Here is a 16,345-nt window from a genome sequence, read left to right on the forward strand (position 1 = left end):
GAGGGGGGTTCATTCTTCATCGTGAATAGCGTTCCTGCCCGGGCAATGCGGGCGAGATGGGGATAAGCCCGCGCGCCGCACGGACTTTGTAGGCTAAAGGGCGGCGGCAGCCGGGCAGGAGCCCGGCCGCCGCCGAGGGAGGACGTGCGCGGGGGGTTAGCGGGCGCCCATCGAGTGCTTCAGAGTCGAAATCTGGTCATGACCCTCGCGAACCGAGGCGTAGCCAGCCTCGACGAGATGGCGAACCGTGGGGTCAAGATCCGTGTCTTCAAGCGCGCTTTCGAACTTCGACTTGATATGATCCTCGCCGCGTTCGACCTCCGCGATTACCGCATCGTCGTCGCGCGGCCCGGTGAGCTTGTCGCGCAGCCCCAGGAAGGCTCTGTGCGCTGACGCGAGGACCGTACCGTCATCTTCGGGATTGCCGCCAAATTCGCGAACCTTCGCCTGAAAGGCGGTGACGACTTCGGCGCGCTCGTTCGCGCGGCTGAGGAAGATTTCCCGAAACTGGCCGGCATTCTCCTCTTCGGCCGCCTTGCGATAGCCATCGACGCTGTCGAGGGTCGTGGCGATGAGCGAATTCAGGGTCGAGACATTCTTGTTGTCGAGCATTTGCGAAACCTTTCAAAACTTTGTGGGGAGCTGGAGCCGAGCTCAGCGGTCGCGGCCAAAATCCGCTTCCGCGCGGTCTTCATCCTCGGCACCGCGATTTGCATCCTGCTGTTCCTGCTGGCGGTTGCGGTCTGCACCGCCCTGCTGAGCGCCGCCCTGGCCGCCGCCTTGCTGGCTCTGCTGACCTTGGCCCGACATGCCGCCCTGCTGCCCGCCTTGCTGGCCCTGGTTCGGCTGACCCTGGTTCTGCTGACCCTGGTTCTGCTGGCCGGGATTGAGATCCTGCTTCTGCTGGCCGCGGTCCTGCTGAATTTCCCCGGCGTTGGTATTGCCCTGCTGACCCTGCTGGGCCTGGCCGCGTTCCTGGTCGCTGCTGCCGGGCTGCGCCTGACGATTTTCGTTGTCGTTTGTCATGGTCGTTCTCCTGTGCTGGATGGCAGGAGAGACGCGCCCCGCTTCGGCGTTGTTCCGCCGCAGCGGGGCCGAGAGGCGACAAATTTTCATTGTCTTAACGTAAATTATGATCCCGCCTGGCAGCGATGCGGCGGCTGGGCAACCTGTCGCGCGGCGGCACGTTCGGCCAGTATCCCGCTCTTGCGCTTCTCCTTCAGTCGAAGATTTTCAAGCCATGGCTGCTGCTGCGCCGATCTCCCGGAATGATCTTGAAACCCCGATCCTGACGCCGAGCCTCCTGGCAGCCCGCGCGGCCTTGCTGGAGGCGAAAGGGAGCGCAATCGCGACCTTTGCGATCGACGGTTACGAGGCCGAAGTCCGCCGGGCGGGCGAGGCGTTGTGGCTGATCGTGCGCCGCGAAGGACAGGGCGGCCTTGCGCTGCGCGCTGCGCCACTGGCGGCTGGCGACAAGACCGAGACAGTCAAGGCGCGTGGGAAGGAGCGCGTTCATATCCGCACCTCGGGCGCCCTTGGCCGGTTCGAGGTGCAGATCATCGTGAGTGATGCGGCCCCGAGCGCGATCCGGACTGTCATGCGCTTCACCCCGGCCGGGCCGGCACTTATCCCGCATCTGCCGCGCGACCTCTTTCCGCTCGGCAAGGACGGCGATCCCTTGAGTGCGGTGGGGCGCGTCGAGGCTGTACAGCGCGGACTGAACGGCGGCCTTCTTTATTTTCAGCTCGAACGCGCCGATTTCGGCAATGTCCTATATTTTCAGAATCTCACCGCGCTCGGCGATTATTTCGAGGCGACCGGGACGACCCCCGATGGCATCGTCGGAGGCGCCTGGCCCGAACTTGGTCTCGCGCTTCCTGCGCCGCCGCCGGGCGCCATACGCGACGTGGAGCCCCTCGCGGGGGGCAAGCCTATCACGCTTTCGGATGCGATCCTCGTCCTTCGCCCCGATCGTCCCGAACACGAGCGCGACAGCGCGCGCCAGTTTCTGCAGATGCTGGGGACGGCCTACCGTGAGCTCGATCCGCCAACGACCGATTTTCGCGATTGGATAGGGCGAGCAGAGGCCACGCTCATCGACCTCGACGAGGCACCTGAGGCGACGATACGCCATTATGGCCACCGTTATATCCACCCTTATACGGCCGCCGAATATCCCGACGCGATGGTGCAGATGTCGATCGCCCAGGCCTTGCACGAGTGGGGACGCTGGCAGGGCGAGGCGCACCCACTGGAAGCCGAGTTTCTTTCAGGCATGGGGAAATTCCACGACGCCAAGCGCGGCGTGATCCGCCGCTATTTGCCCAATGTAGGGGGCGACAAGGACAGCGAGGCGGTCGACAGCTGGTATCTTTATCACCCGCTCCTCAATCTCGGACGCCTCGCCCTCGACGGCGACCGAAGCGCGAAGCGGCTCTTCCTTTCCTCGCTCGATTTCGGCATCAAGGCGGCGCACCATTTCGATTACAGATGGCCGATCGAGTACAAGATGACCGATTTTTCGGTGATCACCGAAACCGCAGGCGCTGACGGACGCGGGCAGACCGATGTCGGCGGCATCTATGCCTGGGTGATGCTGCAGGCGTTCGAGCTCACCGACGACAAACGCTTCCTCGACGAGGCGCGCGCCGCGATCGATGCCGCGATCGGACTTCGCTTCAACATCAACTACCAGGCCAATCTGACTGCCTGGGGGGCCGCAGCCTGCATGCGGCTGTGGCGGATCACCGACCGCGCGGTCTATCTTGAGCAGAGCTATGTCTATCTTGCGAGCTTCTTCCACAATTGCGAATTTTGGGAGAGCGAGATCGGGCTCGCGAACATTATCGCAATTTTCTGGGCGTCACCTGCCTTCAGGATGCGCCCTATATGGCGATCTACGAATGTTTCGACAGCTATGCAGCCTTCGATCAATATCTAGCCGATAGCGGCCCCGACCTCGATCCCGCTGCGCGCATGCTGGTTTCGGAGTATTGCCGCTACGCGCTCGACCGGGCCTGGTACTATTACCCTGACGCGCTGCCTCCTGAAGCGATTGCCGAAAAGCAGCGCGAGAATAATGGCCACGTCGACCGAAGCCTCTCCTTCCCGCTTGAAGATCTTTACGCCGATGGGCAGCCAGCAGGGCAGGTTGGACAGGAAATCTATGGCGCCGGCGCGGCGTTCATATTCGCAACGCGCGCGTTCCACCGCGTCGAGGAGGCGCCCTTCCTTCTTTACTGCGACCAGTTCGTGCGCGCGAGTGAGCGGATCGGGACGCACACGCTTTCGTTATTGCTCGACGGCGGCGAGACGTGCCGCGCCCGCCTCGCCTTCTTGCGTCTGAAGCGCCGCAAGCTTCCCGAGCTCCGGGTGACGGGGGTCGAGGGCGGTGAACTGGCTGTGGACACCAGGAGCCGCGATCGTATCGAATACCGCGTGCCCGCATCGGGGCGCCTCATCATTTCCTGGGAGTAGGCGAGGCGAATTTTGATCTGCGATAAGAAAGAGCGATTTTTCAAGGGCCGCATGGGCGGCGAGCGCAACGAGCGGCAATGCTGCTTCGTTATGATCCGGAAACCCAGCAAAGAGGACCCTTGAGATGACCCTAGCTCGTCTTGCAAAATTAGCCGTCGTAGCAGGAGCTGGCGCTGCGGTCTGGCGCGCCGCGCGGCGACCAAATGGCGACGCGCATGCGGCGGCCTTTTCGGACGGCGAGACCGAACCTGAGAATTTCGACCAGACGCGCTCGGCAGGCCCCGATGGAATGCGCGACGAGCCGGCGCGCGAGTGGGACCGGGTAGACCAGGCTGCGGACGAATCCTTCCCCGCGAGCGACCCGCCGCCCAATTGAGACGAAGAGCTCCTGCGCGCGCGGCCGTCCGCATCGGATGTTCGGGATGGAATTACCGCCATTGGCGGGGGGCCTTCTATCCTGAGGACCTGCCCCTCAAGCGTTGGTTCTCCTACTATGCCGATCACTTCGGCGCGGTGGAAATCAACAATAGTTTCTACCGGTTGCCCGCCCCCGATCTGTTCGGTGTGGCGCGAACGGGCACCCGAGGATTTTCGCTACGCGGTGAAAGCCAATCGCTTCATCACCCAGGCGAAGAAACTCAAGGACTGCGAAGAACCGCTGGCGCGCATGCTCAGCGCAGCGCGGTATCTTGGACCCACTCTCGGCCCGCTTCTCTATCAGCTTCCGCTAAGCCTGCGCCTCGATCTTGAGAGACTCGAGGCCTTCTTGAAGCTCCTTCCTTCCGACCTTACGCATGTGTTCGAATTCCGCGACACGAGTTGGTATATTGAGGAAACGCGCGCGCTCCTCGATCGGTTCGGCGCTGGCTTCGTGGTCCATGACTTCCCCGGCAAGGCCTCGCCGCGCTGGACCGCGGGCGATCTTGTCTACGTCCGGTTTCACGGTGGCGCCGGCAAATATGTCGGTCGCTACAGCGAGAGCGCGCTTCGCGGCTGCAGCGATTGGCTCATCAAACAGGCGCAGGCAGGGCGCCCGATATGGGCCTTTTTCAACAATGACAGCGACGCTGCCGCCGTCAGCGACGCGTTGGCACTCGAGGCAATGATCGGCGAGAGTTCGGCCGCAAGGCAGGAGGTGAAGCAATGACCCCAGGACGGACGAGCGCGCCGCAATTTGGGGGCTGTGCCTGCGGCGCTGTTCGCTATCGGATCGACGAGGAACCCTATGACGCGGGTTGGTGCCACTGCCGGATTTGCCAGCAGGTTTCGGGGTCGGGGGGGATGGTATTCGCGACTGTCCGACGCGCTTGCTACCATATCGAGCGCGGCGCGGACCGAATCGGCCGCTTCGCCTCGACCCCCTTCGGCGAACGCAGCTATTGCCGCGACTGCGCCGCGCCGCTCACGATTCATGTGCGTCATCAACCAGGCGAAATCGATATTGCCGTAGCCTCGCTCGATGATCCCGATGCTATCTCCCCGGGATTTCACCTCTACGCGGCGATGGCTCGCCTGGGCGCTCGCTATTGACGGGCTCCCCCGTTTCGATGCGCTTCGTCCGACCACGCGCGGTCTTCCGCGTGGCCAAACCGAAGCGCATACCGATTGTTCGTCCTGAGCCGTGGTTGGGCCTGTTCGCCCGTCCGCTCCGGTCGGCGGAAAACAGGCGATGGGCGCGGCGCGCGCGGCCCGGTGGCCCCCCTCTACCCGTGGAGGCTCATCAACGAATCCATCAGGCCATCGTCGGCGCTTGAGCAGACGCCGAGGACCAGTGCCTCTTCAAATCCGTCGGCGACGACATAGGCATGACCCATCGATGAATCGAGATAGATGCCCTGGCCGACGTCGAGCGTAACGGGGTCATAAAATTCGCTGTGCACCTCGATCCGGCCTTCGAGGACATAGATGAATTCCTCGCCTTGGTGGCGGACGAGCTCGCCGAACTCACTGGCGCTATGCGCGCGAATCCGGGTCAGGATGGGGATCATCCTTTTCTGCCGCAGGTCCGTGCAAAGATAATGATAGTCGTAATTGTCGGTCGTGACGCGCGCGGCCCGCTCGACGGTTCCGATGCTGCGGCGGCCGGTGACCCGCGGCGAACTTTCTTCCTCGTCTTCGGCAAACAGATCCGACATCCGGATCTTGAGGCGCTGGCTCACTTGCTGAAGCTTGTCATAGCTCAGCGTCAGCCGGTCATGCTCGACCTTTGACAAGGTCGAGACGGGGATTCCGGACTTGGCGCTCATCTCCTTCAGCGTCCATCCGTTTCGCGACCGGATGCCGCGCATCACGGCGCCGAGCGTCGGCGGGCTCGAGCGGTCTGTCATCAGTTCTGCCATTCCCTATTTGACAATTTTCCAATCAGGATCATTATGTCCCTATTGGGCCAAGAAGTTTCAACCCCTTGGTAAGGGGTCGCGCGGCTTGCCGCAAGGGTCAGCAGGCCCGGATGAAAAAGAGGGGAAAAAGGATGCGTATACTCCACAAAGCCCTGATCGGGCTCGCCGCAATCGCGGCGGTGCCGCTTGCGGCGCAGGGCCCGGTTCCCGCTCCTGCGGCAAAGACCAGCGAGGCGCCGCCTCTGCCCGCGACGAAATCCACTGAGGCGCCGGCGCTCACTGCGACCGATCTTGAAGCCTTTCTCGATGGCTTCATGCCTTATGCGCTCGAGCGCGCGCGGATTCCCGGCGCGGTCGTGGTCGTCGTGCGCGGGGACGGGGTCGTCCTCGAAAAGGGCTATGGCTATGCTGACGTTGCGGCGCGCAAGCCCGTGTCACCCGAAACCACGCTGTTCCGGCCAGGCTCGGTATCGAAGCTTTTCACCTGGACGGCGGTGATGCAGCAGGTCGAGGCGGGCAAGCTCGACCTCGACAAGGATGTGAACGCCTATCTCGACTTCAGGATTCCGCCTTTCGAAGGCAAGCCGATCACGCTGCGCCACATCATGACCCATACCGCGGGGTTCGAGGAATCGATCCGCTATCTGATCAGCAATGATCCCAAGGCCGCGATGCCGCTCAAGAAGCAGATGCCGCTCGCGCTGCCCGAGCGCGTCTTCGCCCCGGGAACGACGCCCGCCTACTCCAATTACGCCACGGCGCTCGCGGGCTATATTGTCGAGCGTGTCAGCGGCGAGGATTTCGACAGCTACGTCGAAAATCATATCTTCAAGCCGCTCGGCATGGATCACGCAACCTTCCGCCAGCCGCTTCCCAAGGCGCTCGCGGCGGACATGGCCGGGGGATATCCCGATATCACGCAAAAGGCGCGGCCCTTCGAGATGGTGATCCCGGCGCCCGCAGGCAGCCTCTCGGCGAGCGGCACCGACATGGGCAAGTTCATGATGGCGCACCTCAAGGATGGTGCCGGCCTGCTGCGGCCCGAAACCACAAAGATGATGCACGATTACCGGGCGCCCGGCGTCGGCCCGCTCAACAGCATGGCGCTCGGCTTCTACGAACAATGGGTCAATGGCCACCGCGCGATCGCGCACGGCGGCGACACCGTCTGGTTCCACTCCTACCTCTGGCTCTTTCCCGATGCTGACGTCGGGGTCTATGTCTCGATGAACAGCCCGGGCAAGGAAGGCGGCGCGGGCGCGGTGCGCAGTGCGCTCTTCCACGGCTTTGCCGACCGTTATCTGCCCGGGACCCGGCCGACGAGCCGGGTCGATGCGAAAACCGCAAAGCAGCACGCCGAAATGATGGTCGGCCATTATGAGGTCAGCCGCGGGTCGTTTACGAACTTCATGAGCCTCTTTGGCCTCATCGGCCAGGCGGCCATAACCCTGACCGAGGACGGCAAGATCCATGTGCCGGGTCTCGATGGTCTTAGCGCCGGCGCGCGCGACTGGGTGGAGGTCGAGCCCTTCGTCTGGCAGGATAGCGGGACGGGCGAACGCCTCGCGGCCGAGGTCAACGATGGCAAGGTCGTGCGCTGGAGCCTCGATGCGGCATCGCCCTTCATGGTCTTCTGGCCGGCGGCCGCCGGCAAGAACGCGGCGTGGCTCGTGCCCGCGCTGATCGCGGCGCTTGGCATCGCGCTCCTCGCCGCGCTCGCCTGGCCGGTCCGCGCGCTGGTCCGGCGCAGCTTCTCCGCGCCTTTCGCGCTCGAGGGCAAGCCGCTGCGCGCCTATCGCCTCTCGCGCGTCTTTGCATGGCTCGTGCTAGTCGCACTCGCCGGCTGGTTTGGACTGATCGCGGCCTTCTCGGCCGATATCGGCAGCATCGGCGGGCCGCTCGACTGGCTCATTCACCTGCTTCGGATTCTGACGCCTATCGCCTCCTTCGGGCTCGCCGCGACGGCGGCCTGGCACCTCTGGCTCACCGTCCAGGGTCGGCGCAAGTGGACGATGAAACTGGGCGCGGTGCTCCTTCTTCTGGCGGGACTGGTCCTCGCCTGGGTGACGCTCGCCTACCATCTCTACGGTTTTGGAATGGTCTATTGATGGCGGGGCAGATCCGCCGCGGCTTGACGCTCGACCTTCGGGTCGAGCGCTTTGCCTACCATCAGCCGTTCCGCATCTCGGGCCATGTCTTCACCGAGACGGCGCTGCTTGTCGCGACTCTCTCCGATGGCGAACATAGAGGGCGCGGCGAGGGGGCGGGGGTCTATTATCTCGGCGACGATATCGCCCATATGGTCGCCGAAGCCGAGCAGGTGAGGGGCGCGATCGAGCACGGGGCGACGCGCAAGGAGCTCCAGAGCTTGCTGCCCCCGGGCGGCGCGCGCAACGCGCTCGACTGTGCGCTCTGGGATCTTGAGGCGAAGCAGCAGGGGCGGCCTGTCTGGGAGCTCGCAGGCCTCGAGACGCCAAGGCCGCTGCGCTCGACGCTGACCCTTGGCGCCGACAGCGCGGACAATATGGCGAAGGCCGCGCTCGCGATCGACCCCGAGGCACCGGTCAAGGTCAAGCTCACCGGCGATCTTGAAGAGGATGCGGCGCGCGTTGCCGCGATCCGCGCCGCGCGCCCCGATGCCTGGATCGGCGTCGATGCGAACCAGGGCTATGACATAGCGACGCTTGCTCGCCTGTTGCCGGTGCTCATCGAGGCGAAGATCGCGCAGCTGGAACAGCCGCTAAAGCGTGGGCGCGAGGCCGATCTCGATGGCGTTGCGCGCCCGCTTCCCTTCGTCGCCGATGAAAGCGCGCTGTCGCTTTGCGATACCGCCTCGCTCGTCGGGCGCTTCGACGTCGTCAATATCAAGCTCGACAAATGCGGAGGACTGACCGAGGGCCTCGCGATCGCGCGGCAGGCGAGGGCGCTCGGGCTCGACGTGATGGTCGGCAACATGGTGGGCACCAGCCTCTCGATGGCGCCTTCCTATCTCGTCGGGCAGCTGTGCGACATCGTCGATCTCGATGGACCGACCTTTCTCGCACGCGATCGCGACCCCGGGGTCTTCTACCGCAGCGGCATGATCCATTGCCCGCCCGAGGTCTGGGGCTAAACCCTTTGCGTGTCCTAAATGGGTTGACAATTTTCTAATTAGGACAATAGTTGAGGAAACGAAATATAGATCGAAGGACGGGATGATCGGGTTATTCCCCAGGGCGCGCCGCGCGGGCTTTCGCGGGGCGGGCGAAGGCGGCTCCTGGCTCATCGGCGATCCGGCGCATTTTCACGGGCCCCGCGGCGCATATTCGCCTCGCGGGACAGGTCTGGGGTTAGGACGATGAAGAAGAAATTGCTGATGGCGGGCAGCCTTGCGGCGCTGGCGATGACCATGCCGGCGCACGCGGACGAAGCGGCCGATAGCGAGCAGACGATTGTCGTCACCGCGCAAAAGCGCGAGCAGCGGCTGATCGACGTGCCGCAGTCGGTGAGCGTTGTCTCGGGCGATGCGCTCGAAAACGTCCAGGCTACGAATTTTGCGGACTATCTGAAGCTCGTCCCGGGGCTCCAGCTCAACCAGACGACCCCGGGCTTCGGCCGCCTCGTGCTGCGCGGCGTCAACACCGGCGGCGTCGCATCGACGGTGGCGGTCTACCAGGACGAGACGACCTTCGGCTCGAGCAGCGGTCTTGCGAACGGCGCAATCCTCGCGGGCGATTTCGACACGTTCGACATCGAGCGGGTCGAGGTCCTGCGCGGCCCGCAGGGCACGATCTACGGCGCAAGCTCGATGGGCGGCGTCCTCAAATATGTGACGCGCAAACCCGATACCAGCGCGCTCGAAGTGCGTGCACGCGCCAGTATCGAGACCGTCAAGGGCGGCGATGAATCCTATCTTGGCAGCGCTGTTGTCAATCTGCCGCTCGGCCAGACGGTCGCCTTTCGTGCGTCGGGCTTCTACCGCGACTTTGGCGGTTTCATCGATTCGATCGGTACTGCAGGTTCGGATATCGAAAAGGACATCAACAGCTCGAAAAGCTATGGCGGGCGCGCCTCGGTGCTGTTCAAGCCGTCCGAAAATTTCTCGGTTCAGCTCAGCGCCTATCTCCAGAATCTGAAGACCGACGCATCAAACAGCGTCGACAGCGATCCGGCGACCGGGCGGACGCTTTACGGACGGCTTTCGCAATCGCAGTTCGTCCCCGAATTCACCGACGTGCGCTACCGCGTCTACAGCGCTGTCGTCGATGCCGATCTTGGCTTTGCCAACCTCGTGTCGGCAACGAGCTACAGCAGCTTGTCGCAGTCGTTCCGCGGGGATCTTACGACCCAATATGGCGGGCTCATCGAGCTCTTTTTCGGGGTTCCCAACGATTTCTATCAAGGTCAGCTCACCCGCGTCCGGCGCTTCTCGCAGGAAATTCGCCTTCAATCCCCCGAGAATGAGCGGTTTGAGTGGCTCCTTGGCGCCTATTACACGCGCGAGAAGGGGATCATCGATCAGACCTTCCATGCGGTCGAGCCGGGGACGCTCACCCCCATCGATGGCCTCCCGCTGCTCGGCGTCGCCGCGATCAACTCGCGCTACCGCGAGCTTGCGGGCTTTGCCAATGCGACAATCCATTTCGGCGAGCGCTTCGATCTGACCTTTGGCGGCCGCTACAGTGGAAACAGGCAAAGGGCTGACCAGATTTCGGACGGCGTCCTTGCCGGCGGGCTCATCGAGCTTCCCGAGGCGCGCTCGTCGGAGAATGTTTTCACCTTCTCGCTCGCGCCGCAGTTCGAGATCAGCGATCAGGCCACCCTCTATGCCCGCGTCGCCAAGGGCTTCCGCCCCGGCGGGCCCAATGTGCTTGCGCCAGGGGCCCCGGCAGAGCTTGCAACCTATGGCTCGGACTCGCTCATCAGCTATGAAGTCGGCCTCAAGGCGGAAACCCTCGACCGCAGCTTTGCCATCGATGTCGCGGCCTTCCATATCGACTGGAAGGACATTCAGGTCTTCGGCCAGGTCAATGATTTCGGGGTCAACTTCAACGGCGGCAAGGCGAAGAGCGAGGGCGCCGAGTTCACGGCCACCCTGCGCCCGACGCGCGGGCTCACCCTCTCGGTCAACGGCGCTTACACCAATGCCCGGCTGAAGGATGACACGCCCCCGCTCGTCGGCGGCTTCGCGGGCGACCGTCTGCCCTATACGCCCAAGTTCAGCATCGGCGCCAACGCCGATTATGAGTGGGCGCTCGGCGGCGACACCAAGGCCTATGTCGGCGCTTCGGTGCGCAGTCTCTCGAAACAGCCTGCGGGTTTCGATTTCGAGTTCCGCACGCTGAACGGCCGTCAGCGCTATCTTCCCTCCTACGAGGTTGTCGATTTGCGCGCCGGCGTCGATTTCGGTCCATATTCGCTCGAGCTCTACGCGAAGAATCTGACCGACAGCGAAGGCAAGACGTCGCTCGAGGCACCGGCGAATGTGCCCCTGGGCGCCGCGGGGACCGCGGTGATCCGGCCGCGAACCTTTGGCGTAACGCTGACCGCCGGCTTCTGACGGCCGAGAGGAGAGACGATATCATGGCTACTGTGCTGCAACAGCGCGTGGACGCCGATCGGGCGGGCGTTCCCACCCTGCCGCAGCCTTATCTCCTCTTTTTGGGCGATACGGTCGAGCCCGGCTACGCCAAGACGGCCTTCGGGCTCGCCGACTGGGCGGCGGACCGCTGCGTTGGCGAATGGTCGGTTGAGGGATGCACGGTCACTACCGGCCTGCCGCCGATGGCGCCGCCGGAAGCACGCGCCGCAGGCGCCCGGTCGCTGGTCATCGGCGTGGCGAACCAGGGCGGCGTCATCGGCGAAAGCTGGGTCGGCGCGCTCATCGAGGCGATGGAGGCAGGGCTCGACATCGTGAGCGGGCTCCACGCGCGGCTCGCTAGCGTGCCCGCCCTCGCCGAGGCGGCGCGGCGCACCGGACGGCGGCTGATCGACGTTCGAACCCCGCCGCCCGACATTCCCGTCGGCAATGGGCGAAAGCGCAGCGGCAAGCGGTTGCTGACGGTCGGCACCGACTGTGCGCTCGGCAAGAAATATACCGCGCTCGCGCTCCACCGGGCTTTCCTGGAACGCGGGATCGACGCCGATTTCAGGGCCACTGGCCAGACCGGGATCATGATTGCGGGCGGGGGCATGCCGATGGACGCCGTCGTCTCGGACTTCGAGGCGGGCGCGGCAGAGATGCTGAGCCCCGACGCGGCGCCCGACCACTGGGACCTCATCGAGGGGCAGGGCTCGCTCTTCAATCCCGCCTATGCTGCGGTGTCGCTTGGGCTCCTCCATGGCAGCCAACCCGACGTCTTCGTCGTCTGCCACGATCCCGCGCGCAAGGTGATCCTCGGGATGGAGAATTTTGCGCTTCCTGCGATCGAGGAGGTGATCGACCTCACCGTTCGTCTTGGAAGTCGCACCAATCCGGCCATCCGCTGCGCGGGCGTCAGCCTCAATACCGCAAGCCTCGATGCCGAAGCCGCCGAGACGCTGATGACGGCAGAGCGCGCGCGCCTCGGCCTGCCTGTTGCCGATCCGATCCGCGGCGGCGCGGCGTTCGACGCGCTCGTGAATTCCATCCTTGCATGATGCGAGGCGCGCAGAACCCGAGCTGGTTCCAGCGCTTTCTGCTCCCGGGTCTGGCGCTCAAGGCGGTGATCATCGGCGGAGGCTATGCGACGGGGCGCGAACTTGCCGAATATTTCGTGCCCTCGGGGCCGTGGGGTGGGCTTGCGGCCATGCTGCTTGCCACGCTCGTCTGGAGCATCGTGGCCGCGCTGACCTTCGCGCTCGCGCGGCGGATGAACGCCTATGATTATCGCAGCTTCTTCGAAGGGCTGCTCGGTCCGGCCTGGATTGCGTTCGAGCTTGCCTATCTGATCTTCGTCATATTGATCCTCGCCGTGTTCGGTGCCGCGGCGGGCGCGATCGGGGCGGCGACCTTCGGCTGGCCCCTCCTTGCAGGATCGGTTCTCCTTGCGCTTGCAATCCTCGCCGTCACAGCCTTTGGAACGGCGCTCGTCGAGACCTTGTTCAAATATGCCTCGATGCTGATCTACGCCGTCTACGCGCTCTTCCTCGTCTTCGCGCTCAGTTCCTTCGGCGGATCGATCGCGCGCGGCTTTGCGGATGCTCCGCCCCCTTCGGGCGGCTGGATGGCGGGCGGGATCACCTATGCAAGCTATAATATCGTGGGCGCAGTCGTCATCCTCCCGATCCTTCGCCACCTCACAAGCGGGCGCGACGCCGTTGTCGCGGGATTGATCGCGGGGCCGCTGACAATGCTTCCCGCCATTCTCTTCTTCGTCGCCATGATGGCCTTTTATCCCGCAATCGGCGGCGAGACGCTGCCTTCCGATTTCCTGCTGCGCGAGATGGCGGTGCCGGGCTTTCACATCCTCTTCCAGCTGATGATCTTTGCCGCGCTTCTCGAAAGCGGGGTCGGCGCGGTCCACGCGATCAACGAGCGTGTCTCGGGCGCGATCGCAGCGCGCGGGCGGCCGCCGCTCGGGGCCGGCGCGCGCGCTCTCATCGCAGGCACCGTGCTCGCCGGCTGCATGTTCGTGGCAGCGCGCGTCGGTCTCGTCGATCTCATCGCCCGCGGATACCGGCTCCTTGCCTGGCTCTTCCTCGCAAGCTTTGTCGCGCCGCTCTTCACGATCGGCGTCTGGCGCCTTTTGCGCGCTTCGTCTGCCCACCCAACGGAGGCTTTGCCATGAAACCGCTTCGCTTGCTGGCCCTGCCGCTGCTCCTCTCTATCGCCGCGCCCGCATGGGCGGACCCGCCCGCCGATATCGCTGAAAGCGTCGAGGCGGCCCGCCAGAAGGTCGGCGCGGTCGGTGTGTCGATCGCGATCGTCGAGGATGGCAAGACCACGCTCGCGCGCGGCTGGGGCGTGCGCAAGCTTGGCGAGAACGCGCCGGTCGACAGCCAGACGATCTTCCAGACCGGCTCGACCGGAAAGGCGATGACCGCCGCGGCGCTCGCGGTGCTCGTCGATGAAGGAAAGATCGCGTGGGACGATCCCGTCATCAAGCATATGCCATGGTTTCGCATGTACGACCCCTGGGTCACGCGCGAGATCACGATCCGCGATCTCCTCGTCCACCGGAGCGGGTTGGGGCTCGGGCAGGGGGACCTCATGTTTGTGCCGCGAACCCATTTGACGCGCAAGGAGACGGTCGAGCGCGTCGCCTATCTTAAGCCGAGGACGAGTTTCCGCTCGGCCTATGCCTATGACAATATCCTCTACGCTGTCGCAGGTCAGCTGATCGAGGAAGTCACGGGCGAGAGCTGGGAGGATTTCATTCGCGCGCGCGTCCTGCGCGCGGGCGGGATGAAGAATGCAACCAGCGACAGCGCGGACCGCTTCCGTACGAAGAATCGCTCATGGCCCCACGCGCGCCTTTCGGGGCCCTTGCGCGGTCTTGGTCCGCAAGAAGTGCTCGACGAGCGGGATGAACTTGGCCGCAACGGCGCGCCGGCGGGCGGGCTGGCGCTGAGCGCGGAGGATATGGCGGCGTGGCTGAAGATCCAGCTTGCGCATGGCGCGCTCGGTGATGGCAGGCGCTTGTTCAGCGAGAAGCAGGCAGCCGAGATGTGGACGCCTGTGACCCCGATGCCGATCACCCCGCTTCCTGCAGAGCTCAAACCCGCGCAGCCGACCCAGCAGGCCTATGCGCTGGGGTGGCAGGTGCAGGATTATCGCGGCCACCGCCTCATCCAGCATAGCGGCGGCGTCTTCGGGTCGATCACGCGCGTCGTGATGATCCCCGACAAGAATGTCGGCTTTGCGATCATGATGAACAGCGAGGACAGCGGCATGATTCTCGGTCTCACCTATGATCTGCTCGATCATTATCTCGATCAGCCGGACTATGGGTGGGTCGAGAAATGGGAGAATTGGTTTCAGGCCCGGCTCGCGGGCGGCGCCGAATATCTCAAACAGGCGAAAGCGTCCCCTGCAAGGAGCGGTCCTTCGCTCGCGCTGGCGGGCTATGCGGGGCGCTACCGCGATCCCTGGTATGGCGATGTCGTGATCGGTTCGGATGCAAACGGGCTGACGATCGATTTCACCTCGACCCCGCGGATGGCCGGGAGGCTCGAGCATTGGCAATATGACAGCTTCGTCACCAGGTTCGAGGATCCCGCGATCGAGCCCGCCTATGTCACCTTCGCGCTCGATGCCGACGGCAAGGTGACGGGGGTGACGATGAAAGCGGTGAGCCCGATCGCCGATTTCAGCTGGGATTATCACGATCTCGACCTCAAACCCGTGGAGGCAAAACCATGAACCGCCTGGCGATCCTCTTCACGGCCACCGCGCTATCGGCATGCTCATCACCCGGCGGCCCGCCGAAGGCGGCGGCAGACGCATCGCTCCACAGCCGGATGCTCGTGCTCGACACGCACCTCGACACCCCGCTTCATTTCGATCGGCAGGGCTGGAATTTCGCTGACCGTCACGCGCTTGCGACCGATTTGTCGCAGCTCGACATCCCCCGGATGAAGGATGGCAATCTCGATGGCGGCTTCTTTGCAATCTACACCGACCAGGGGCCGCTCACGGCTGAGGGCTATGCGGCGGCGCTCGCCCACGCCCGCAAAAGATCAGATGCCATCGACAGGATGATTGCTGATAATGGCAGCGTCATCGGCGCAGCGCGCACGGCCGAGGACGCACGCCGCCTCACCAGGGAGGGCAGGCTGATCGCCTTCAAGTCGATCGAGAACAGCTATCCTCTGGGCGAGGATCTGAGCCTCCTTCAGGAGTTCTACGACAAGGGCGTACGGCTTGCAGGGCCAGTGCACGGGGCGAACAACCAGTTCGCCGACAGTGCCACCGACAAGCCGCGCTGGAACGGGCTCAGTCCGCTCGGAAAGCAATGGGTCGCCGAGATGAACCGGCTTGGCATCGTCATCGACGCAAGCCATGCCTCGGACGCGGCCTTCGACCAGCTCATCGCACTGTCGAAATACCCGATACTGCTTTCGCATTCGAGCTTGCGTTCAGCTTATGATCACCCCCGCAATCTCGATGAAGACCGGCTGAAAGCACTGGCCGCGAAAGGCGGTGCGATGTGCATCTCGACCATCTACATGTCGCAGATGAGCATGTCCCCGGCGCGGGCAAAGCTGTTTGCCGATTATGAGCGCATTGGCGAAATGAGCCCGGAAGCGCAGGCCGAACTCACCCGCCAATGGCGCGAGCTCGACAAGACCGAGACGTTGTGGGCGGCCGATTTCGAGGATTATATGACGATGGTGCTGCGCGCGATCGAGGTCGGCGGAGTGGATCATATCTGCTTCGGCGCCGACTGGGACGGCGGCGGCGGCCTTACGGGCATCGAGGATATTTCCGCGCTCCCCAAGGTCACCGAACGGCTGAAGGCGGCGGGCTATTCAGACGCGGATATCGAGAAAATGTGGAGCGGGAACATCCTGCGCGTTCTCGCGGCGCAAGGGGGCTGACCAAAGCGGGGTCCGGCGGGGCGCATTTC

The 16,345-nt window shown here is 64.1% G+C and carries 14 protein-coding genes and 1 pseudogene; 13 read left to right on the forward strand and 2 right to left on the reverse strand.

Going from position 1 to position 16,345, the window contains the following annotated elements; all coding sequences use genetic code 11:
• Positions 1-156: 156 nt before the first annotated feature.
• Entirely contained in the window at positions 157-612 is a 456-nt protein-coding gene (locus LH20_RS05625) for a PA2169 family four-helix-bundle protein (RefSeq protein WP_053553375.1), read from the reverse strand.
• Here LH20_RS05625 and LH20_RS23260 point away from each other — a divergent pair, their 5' ends adjacent.
• The 6 genes and pseudogenes from LH20_RS23260 to LH20_RS05650 all read left to right on the forward strand — a co-directional run bounded on the left by LH20_RS23260 (position 613) and on the right by LH20_RS05650 (position 5,007).
• The gene (locus LH20_RS23260; protein ID WP_144423529.1) at positions 613-1,272 is read left to right on the forward strand and encodes a hypothetical protein; all 660 of its coding nucleotides are present in this window, start codon (positions 613-615) and stop codon (positions 1,270-1,272) included.
• Positions 1,241-2,941, forward strand: a complete 1,701-nt coding sequence (locus tag LH20_RS05635) for a hypothetical protein (protein WP_235527130.1) — start codon at positions 1,241-1,243, stop codon at positions 2,939-2,941. Before LH20_RS23260 ends, LH20_RS05635 begins: the two co-directional genes overlap by 32 nt.
• Positions 2,890-3,477 carry a hypothetical protein gene (locus LH20_RS23920; protein ID WP_235527131.1) on the forward strand — a complete coding sequence of 196 codons (588 nt, stop codon included), beginning with the start codon at positions 2,890-2,892 and terminating at the stop codon, positions 3,475-3,477. The genes LH20_RS05635 and LH20_RS23920 overlap by 52 nt, the downstream gene beginning before the upstream one ends.
• A gap of 124 nt (positions 3,478-3,601) precedes the next feature.
• Positions 3,602-3,853: a hypothetical protein gene (locus tag LH20_RS05640; RefSeq protein ID WP_053553377.1), complete on the forward strand. Its 252-nt coding sequence runs from the start codon at positions 3,602-3,604 to the stop codon at positions 3,851-3,853.
• A gap of 137 nt (positions 3,854-3,990) precedes the next feature.
• Positions 3,991-4,624: pseudogene (locus LH20_RS05645) on the forward strand (DUF72 domain-containing protein).
• Positions 4,621-5,007, forward strand: coding sequence for a GFA family protein (locus tag LH20_RS05650; RefSeq protein WP_053553378.1), 387 nt, complete (start codon positions 4,621-4,623; stop codon positions 5,005-5,007). The pseudogene LH20_RS05645 and the gene LH20_RS05650 overlap by 4 nt, the downstream one beginning before the upstream one ends.
• A 173-nt stretch (positions 5,008-5,180) precedes the next feature.
• Here LH20_RS05650 and LH20_RS05655 read toward each other — a convergent pair whose 3' ends face one another.
• On the reverse strand, positions 5,181-5,804 hold the full coding sequence (locus LH20_RS05655) for a helix-turn-helix domain-containing protein (RefSeq protein WP_053556117.1): 624 nt from the start codon (positions 5,802-5,804) through the stop codon (positions 5,181-5,183).
• A 143-nt stretch (positions 5,805-5,947) separates the two neighbouring features.
• Between LH20_RS05655 and LH20_RS05660 the strand changes: the two genes are divergently transcribed.
• The 7 genes from LH20_RS05660 to LH20_RS05690 all read left to right on the forward strand — a co-directional run bounded on the left by LH20_RS05660 (position 5,948) and on the right by LH20_RS05690 (position 16,316).
• The gene (locus LH20_RS05660; RefSeq protein WP_053553379.1) at positions 5,948-7,924 is read left to right on the forward strand and encodes a serine hydrolase domain-containing protein; all 1,977 of its coding nucleotides are present in this window, start codon (positions 5,948-5,950) and stop codon (positions 7,922-7,924) included.
• Complete coding sequence (locus LH20_RS05665; protein WP_053553380.1) at positions 7,924-8,928, forward strand: dipeptide epimerase; 1,005 nt, start codon at positions 7,924-7,926, stop codon at positions 8,926-8,928. Before LH20_RS05660 ends, LH20_RS05665 begins: the two co-directional genes overlap by 1 nt.
• Before the next feature lie 225 nt (positions 8,929-9,153).
• Entirely contained in the window at positions 9,154-11,355 is a 2,202-nt protein-coding gene (locus LH20_RS05670; RefSeq protein ID WP_053553381.1) for a TonB-dependent receptor, read from the forward strand.
• A 23-nt stretch (positions 11,356-11,378) separates the two neighbouring features.
• The gene (locus tag LH20_RS05675) at positions 11,379-12,434 is read left to right on the forward strand and encodes a DUF1611 domain-containing protein (protein WP_053553382.1); all 1,056 of its coding nucleotides are present in this window, start codon (positions 11,379-11,381) and stop codon (positions 12,432-12,434) included.
• Entirely contained in the window at positions 12,431-13,564 is a 1,134-nt protein-coding gene (locus LH20_RS05680; RefSeq protein ID WP_442800451.1) for a YkvI family membrane protein, read from the forward strand. The genes LH20_RS05675 and LH20_RS05680 overlap by 4 nt, the downstream gene beginning before the upstream one ends.
• The gene (locus LH20_RS05685; RefSeq protein ID WP_053553383.1) at positions 13,561-15,138 is read left to right on the forward strand and encodes a serine hydrolase; all 1,578 of its coding nucleotides are present in this window, start codon (positions 13,561-13,563) and stop codon (positions 15,136-15,138) included. The genes LH20_RS05680 and LH20_RS05685 overlap by 4 nt, the downstream gene beginning before the upstream one ends.
• On the forward strand, positions 15,135-16,316 hold the full coding sequence (locus LH20_RS05690; protein ID WP_053553384.1) for a dipeptidase: 1,182 nt from the start codon (positions 15,135-15,137) through the stop codon (positions 16,314-16,316). Before LH20_RS05685 ends, LH20_RS05690 begins: the two co-directional genes overlap by 4 nt.
• Positions 16,317-16,345: the final 29 nt, after the last annotated feature.

This window comes from Sphingopyxis sp. 113P3, from assembly GCF_001278035.1.
Taxonomy (GTDB): Bacteria; Pseudomonadota; Alphaproteobacteria; order Sphingomonadales; family Sphingomonadaceae; genus Sphingopyxis.

Bases quoted from the DNA above. Each gene is read 5' to 3' on its own strand.
- LH20_RS05660 (WP_053553379.1), top strand. From the start codon at position 5,948: ATGCGTATACTCCACAAAGCCCTGATCGGGCTCGCCGCAATCGCGGCG.
- LH20_RS05640 (WP_053553377.1), top strand. From the start codon at position 3,602: ATGACCCTAGCTCGTCTTGCAAAATTAGCCGTCGTAGCAGGAGCTGGC.
- LH20_RS05670 (WP_053553381.1), top strand. From the start codon at position 9,154: ATGAAGAAGAAATTGCTGATGGCGGGCAGCCTTGCGGCGCTGGCGATG.
- LH20_RS05680 (WP_442800451.1), top strand. From the start codon at position 12,431: ATGATGCGAGGCGCGCAGAACCCGAGCTGGTTCCAGCGCTTTCTGCTC.
- LH20_RS05625 (WP_053553375.1), bottom strand. From the start codon at position 612: ATGCTCGACAACAAGAATGTCTCGACCCTGAATTCGCTCATCGCCACG.
- LH20_RS23920 (WP_235527131.1), top strand. From the start codon at position 2,890: ATGGCGATCTACGAATGTTTCGACAGCTATGCAGCCTTCGATCAATAT.
- LH20_RS05655 (WP_053556117.1), bottom strand. From the start codon at position 5,804: ATGACAGACCGCTCGAGCCCGCCGACGCTCGGCGCCGTGATGCGCGGC.
- LH20_RS05650 (WP_053553378.1), top strand. From the start codon at position 4,621: ATGACCCCAGGACGGACGAGCGCGCCGCAATTTGGGGGCTGTGCCTGC.
- LH20_RS05635 (WP_235527130.1), top strand. From the start codon at position 1,241: ATGGCTGCTGCTGCGCCGATCTCCCGGAATGATCTTGAAACCCCGATC.
- LH20_RS05685 (WP_053553383.1), top strand. From the start codon at position 13,561: ATGAAACCGCTTCGCTTGCTGGCCCTGCCGCTGCTCCTCTCTATCGCC.
- LH20_RS05675 (WP_053553382.1), top strand. From the start codon at position 11,379: ATGGCTACTGTGCTGCAACAGCGCGTGGACGCCGATCGGGCGGGCGTT.
- LH20_RS05665 (WP_053553380.1), top strand. From the start codon at position 7,924: ATGGCGGGGCAGATCCGCCGCGGCTTGACGCTCGACCTTCGGGTCGAG.
- LH20_RS05690 (WP_053553384.1), top strand. From the start codon at position 15,135: ATGAACCGCCTGGCGATCCTCTTCACGGCCACCGCGCTATCGGCATGC.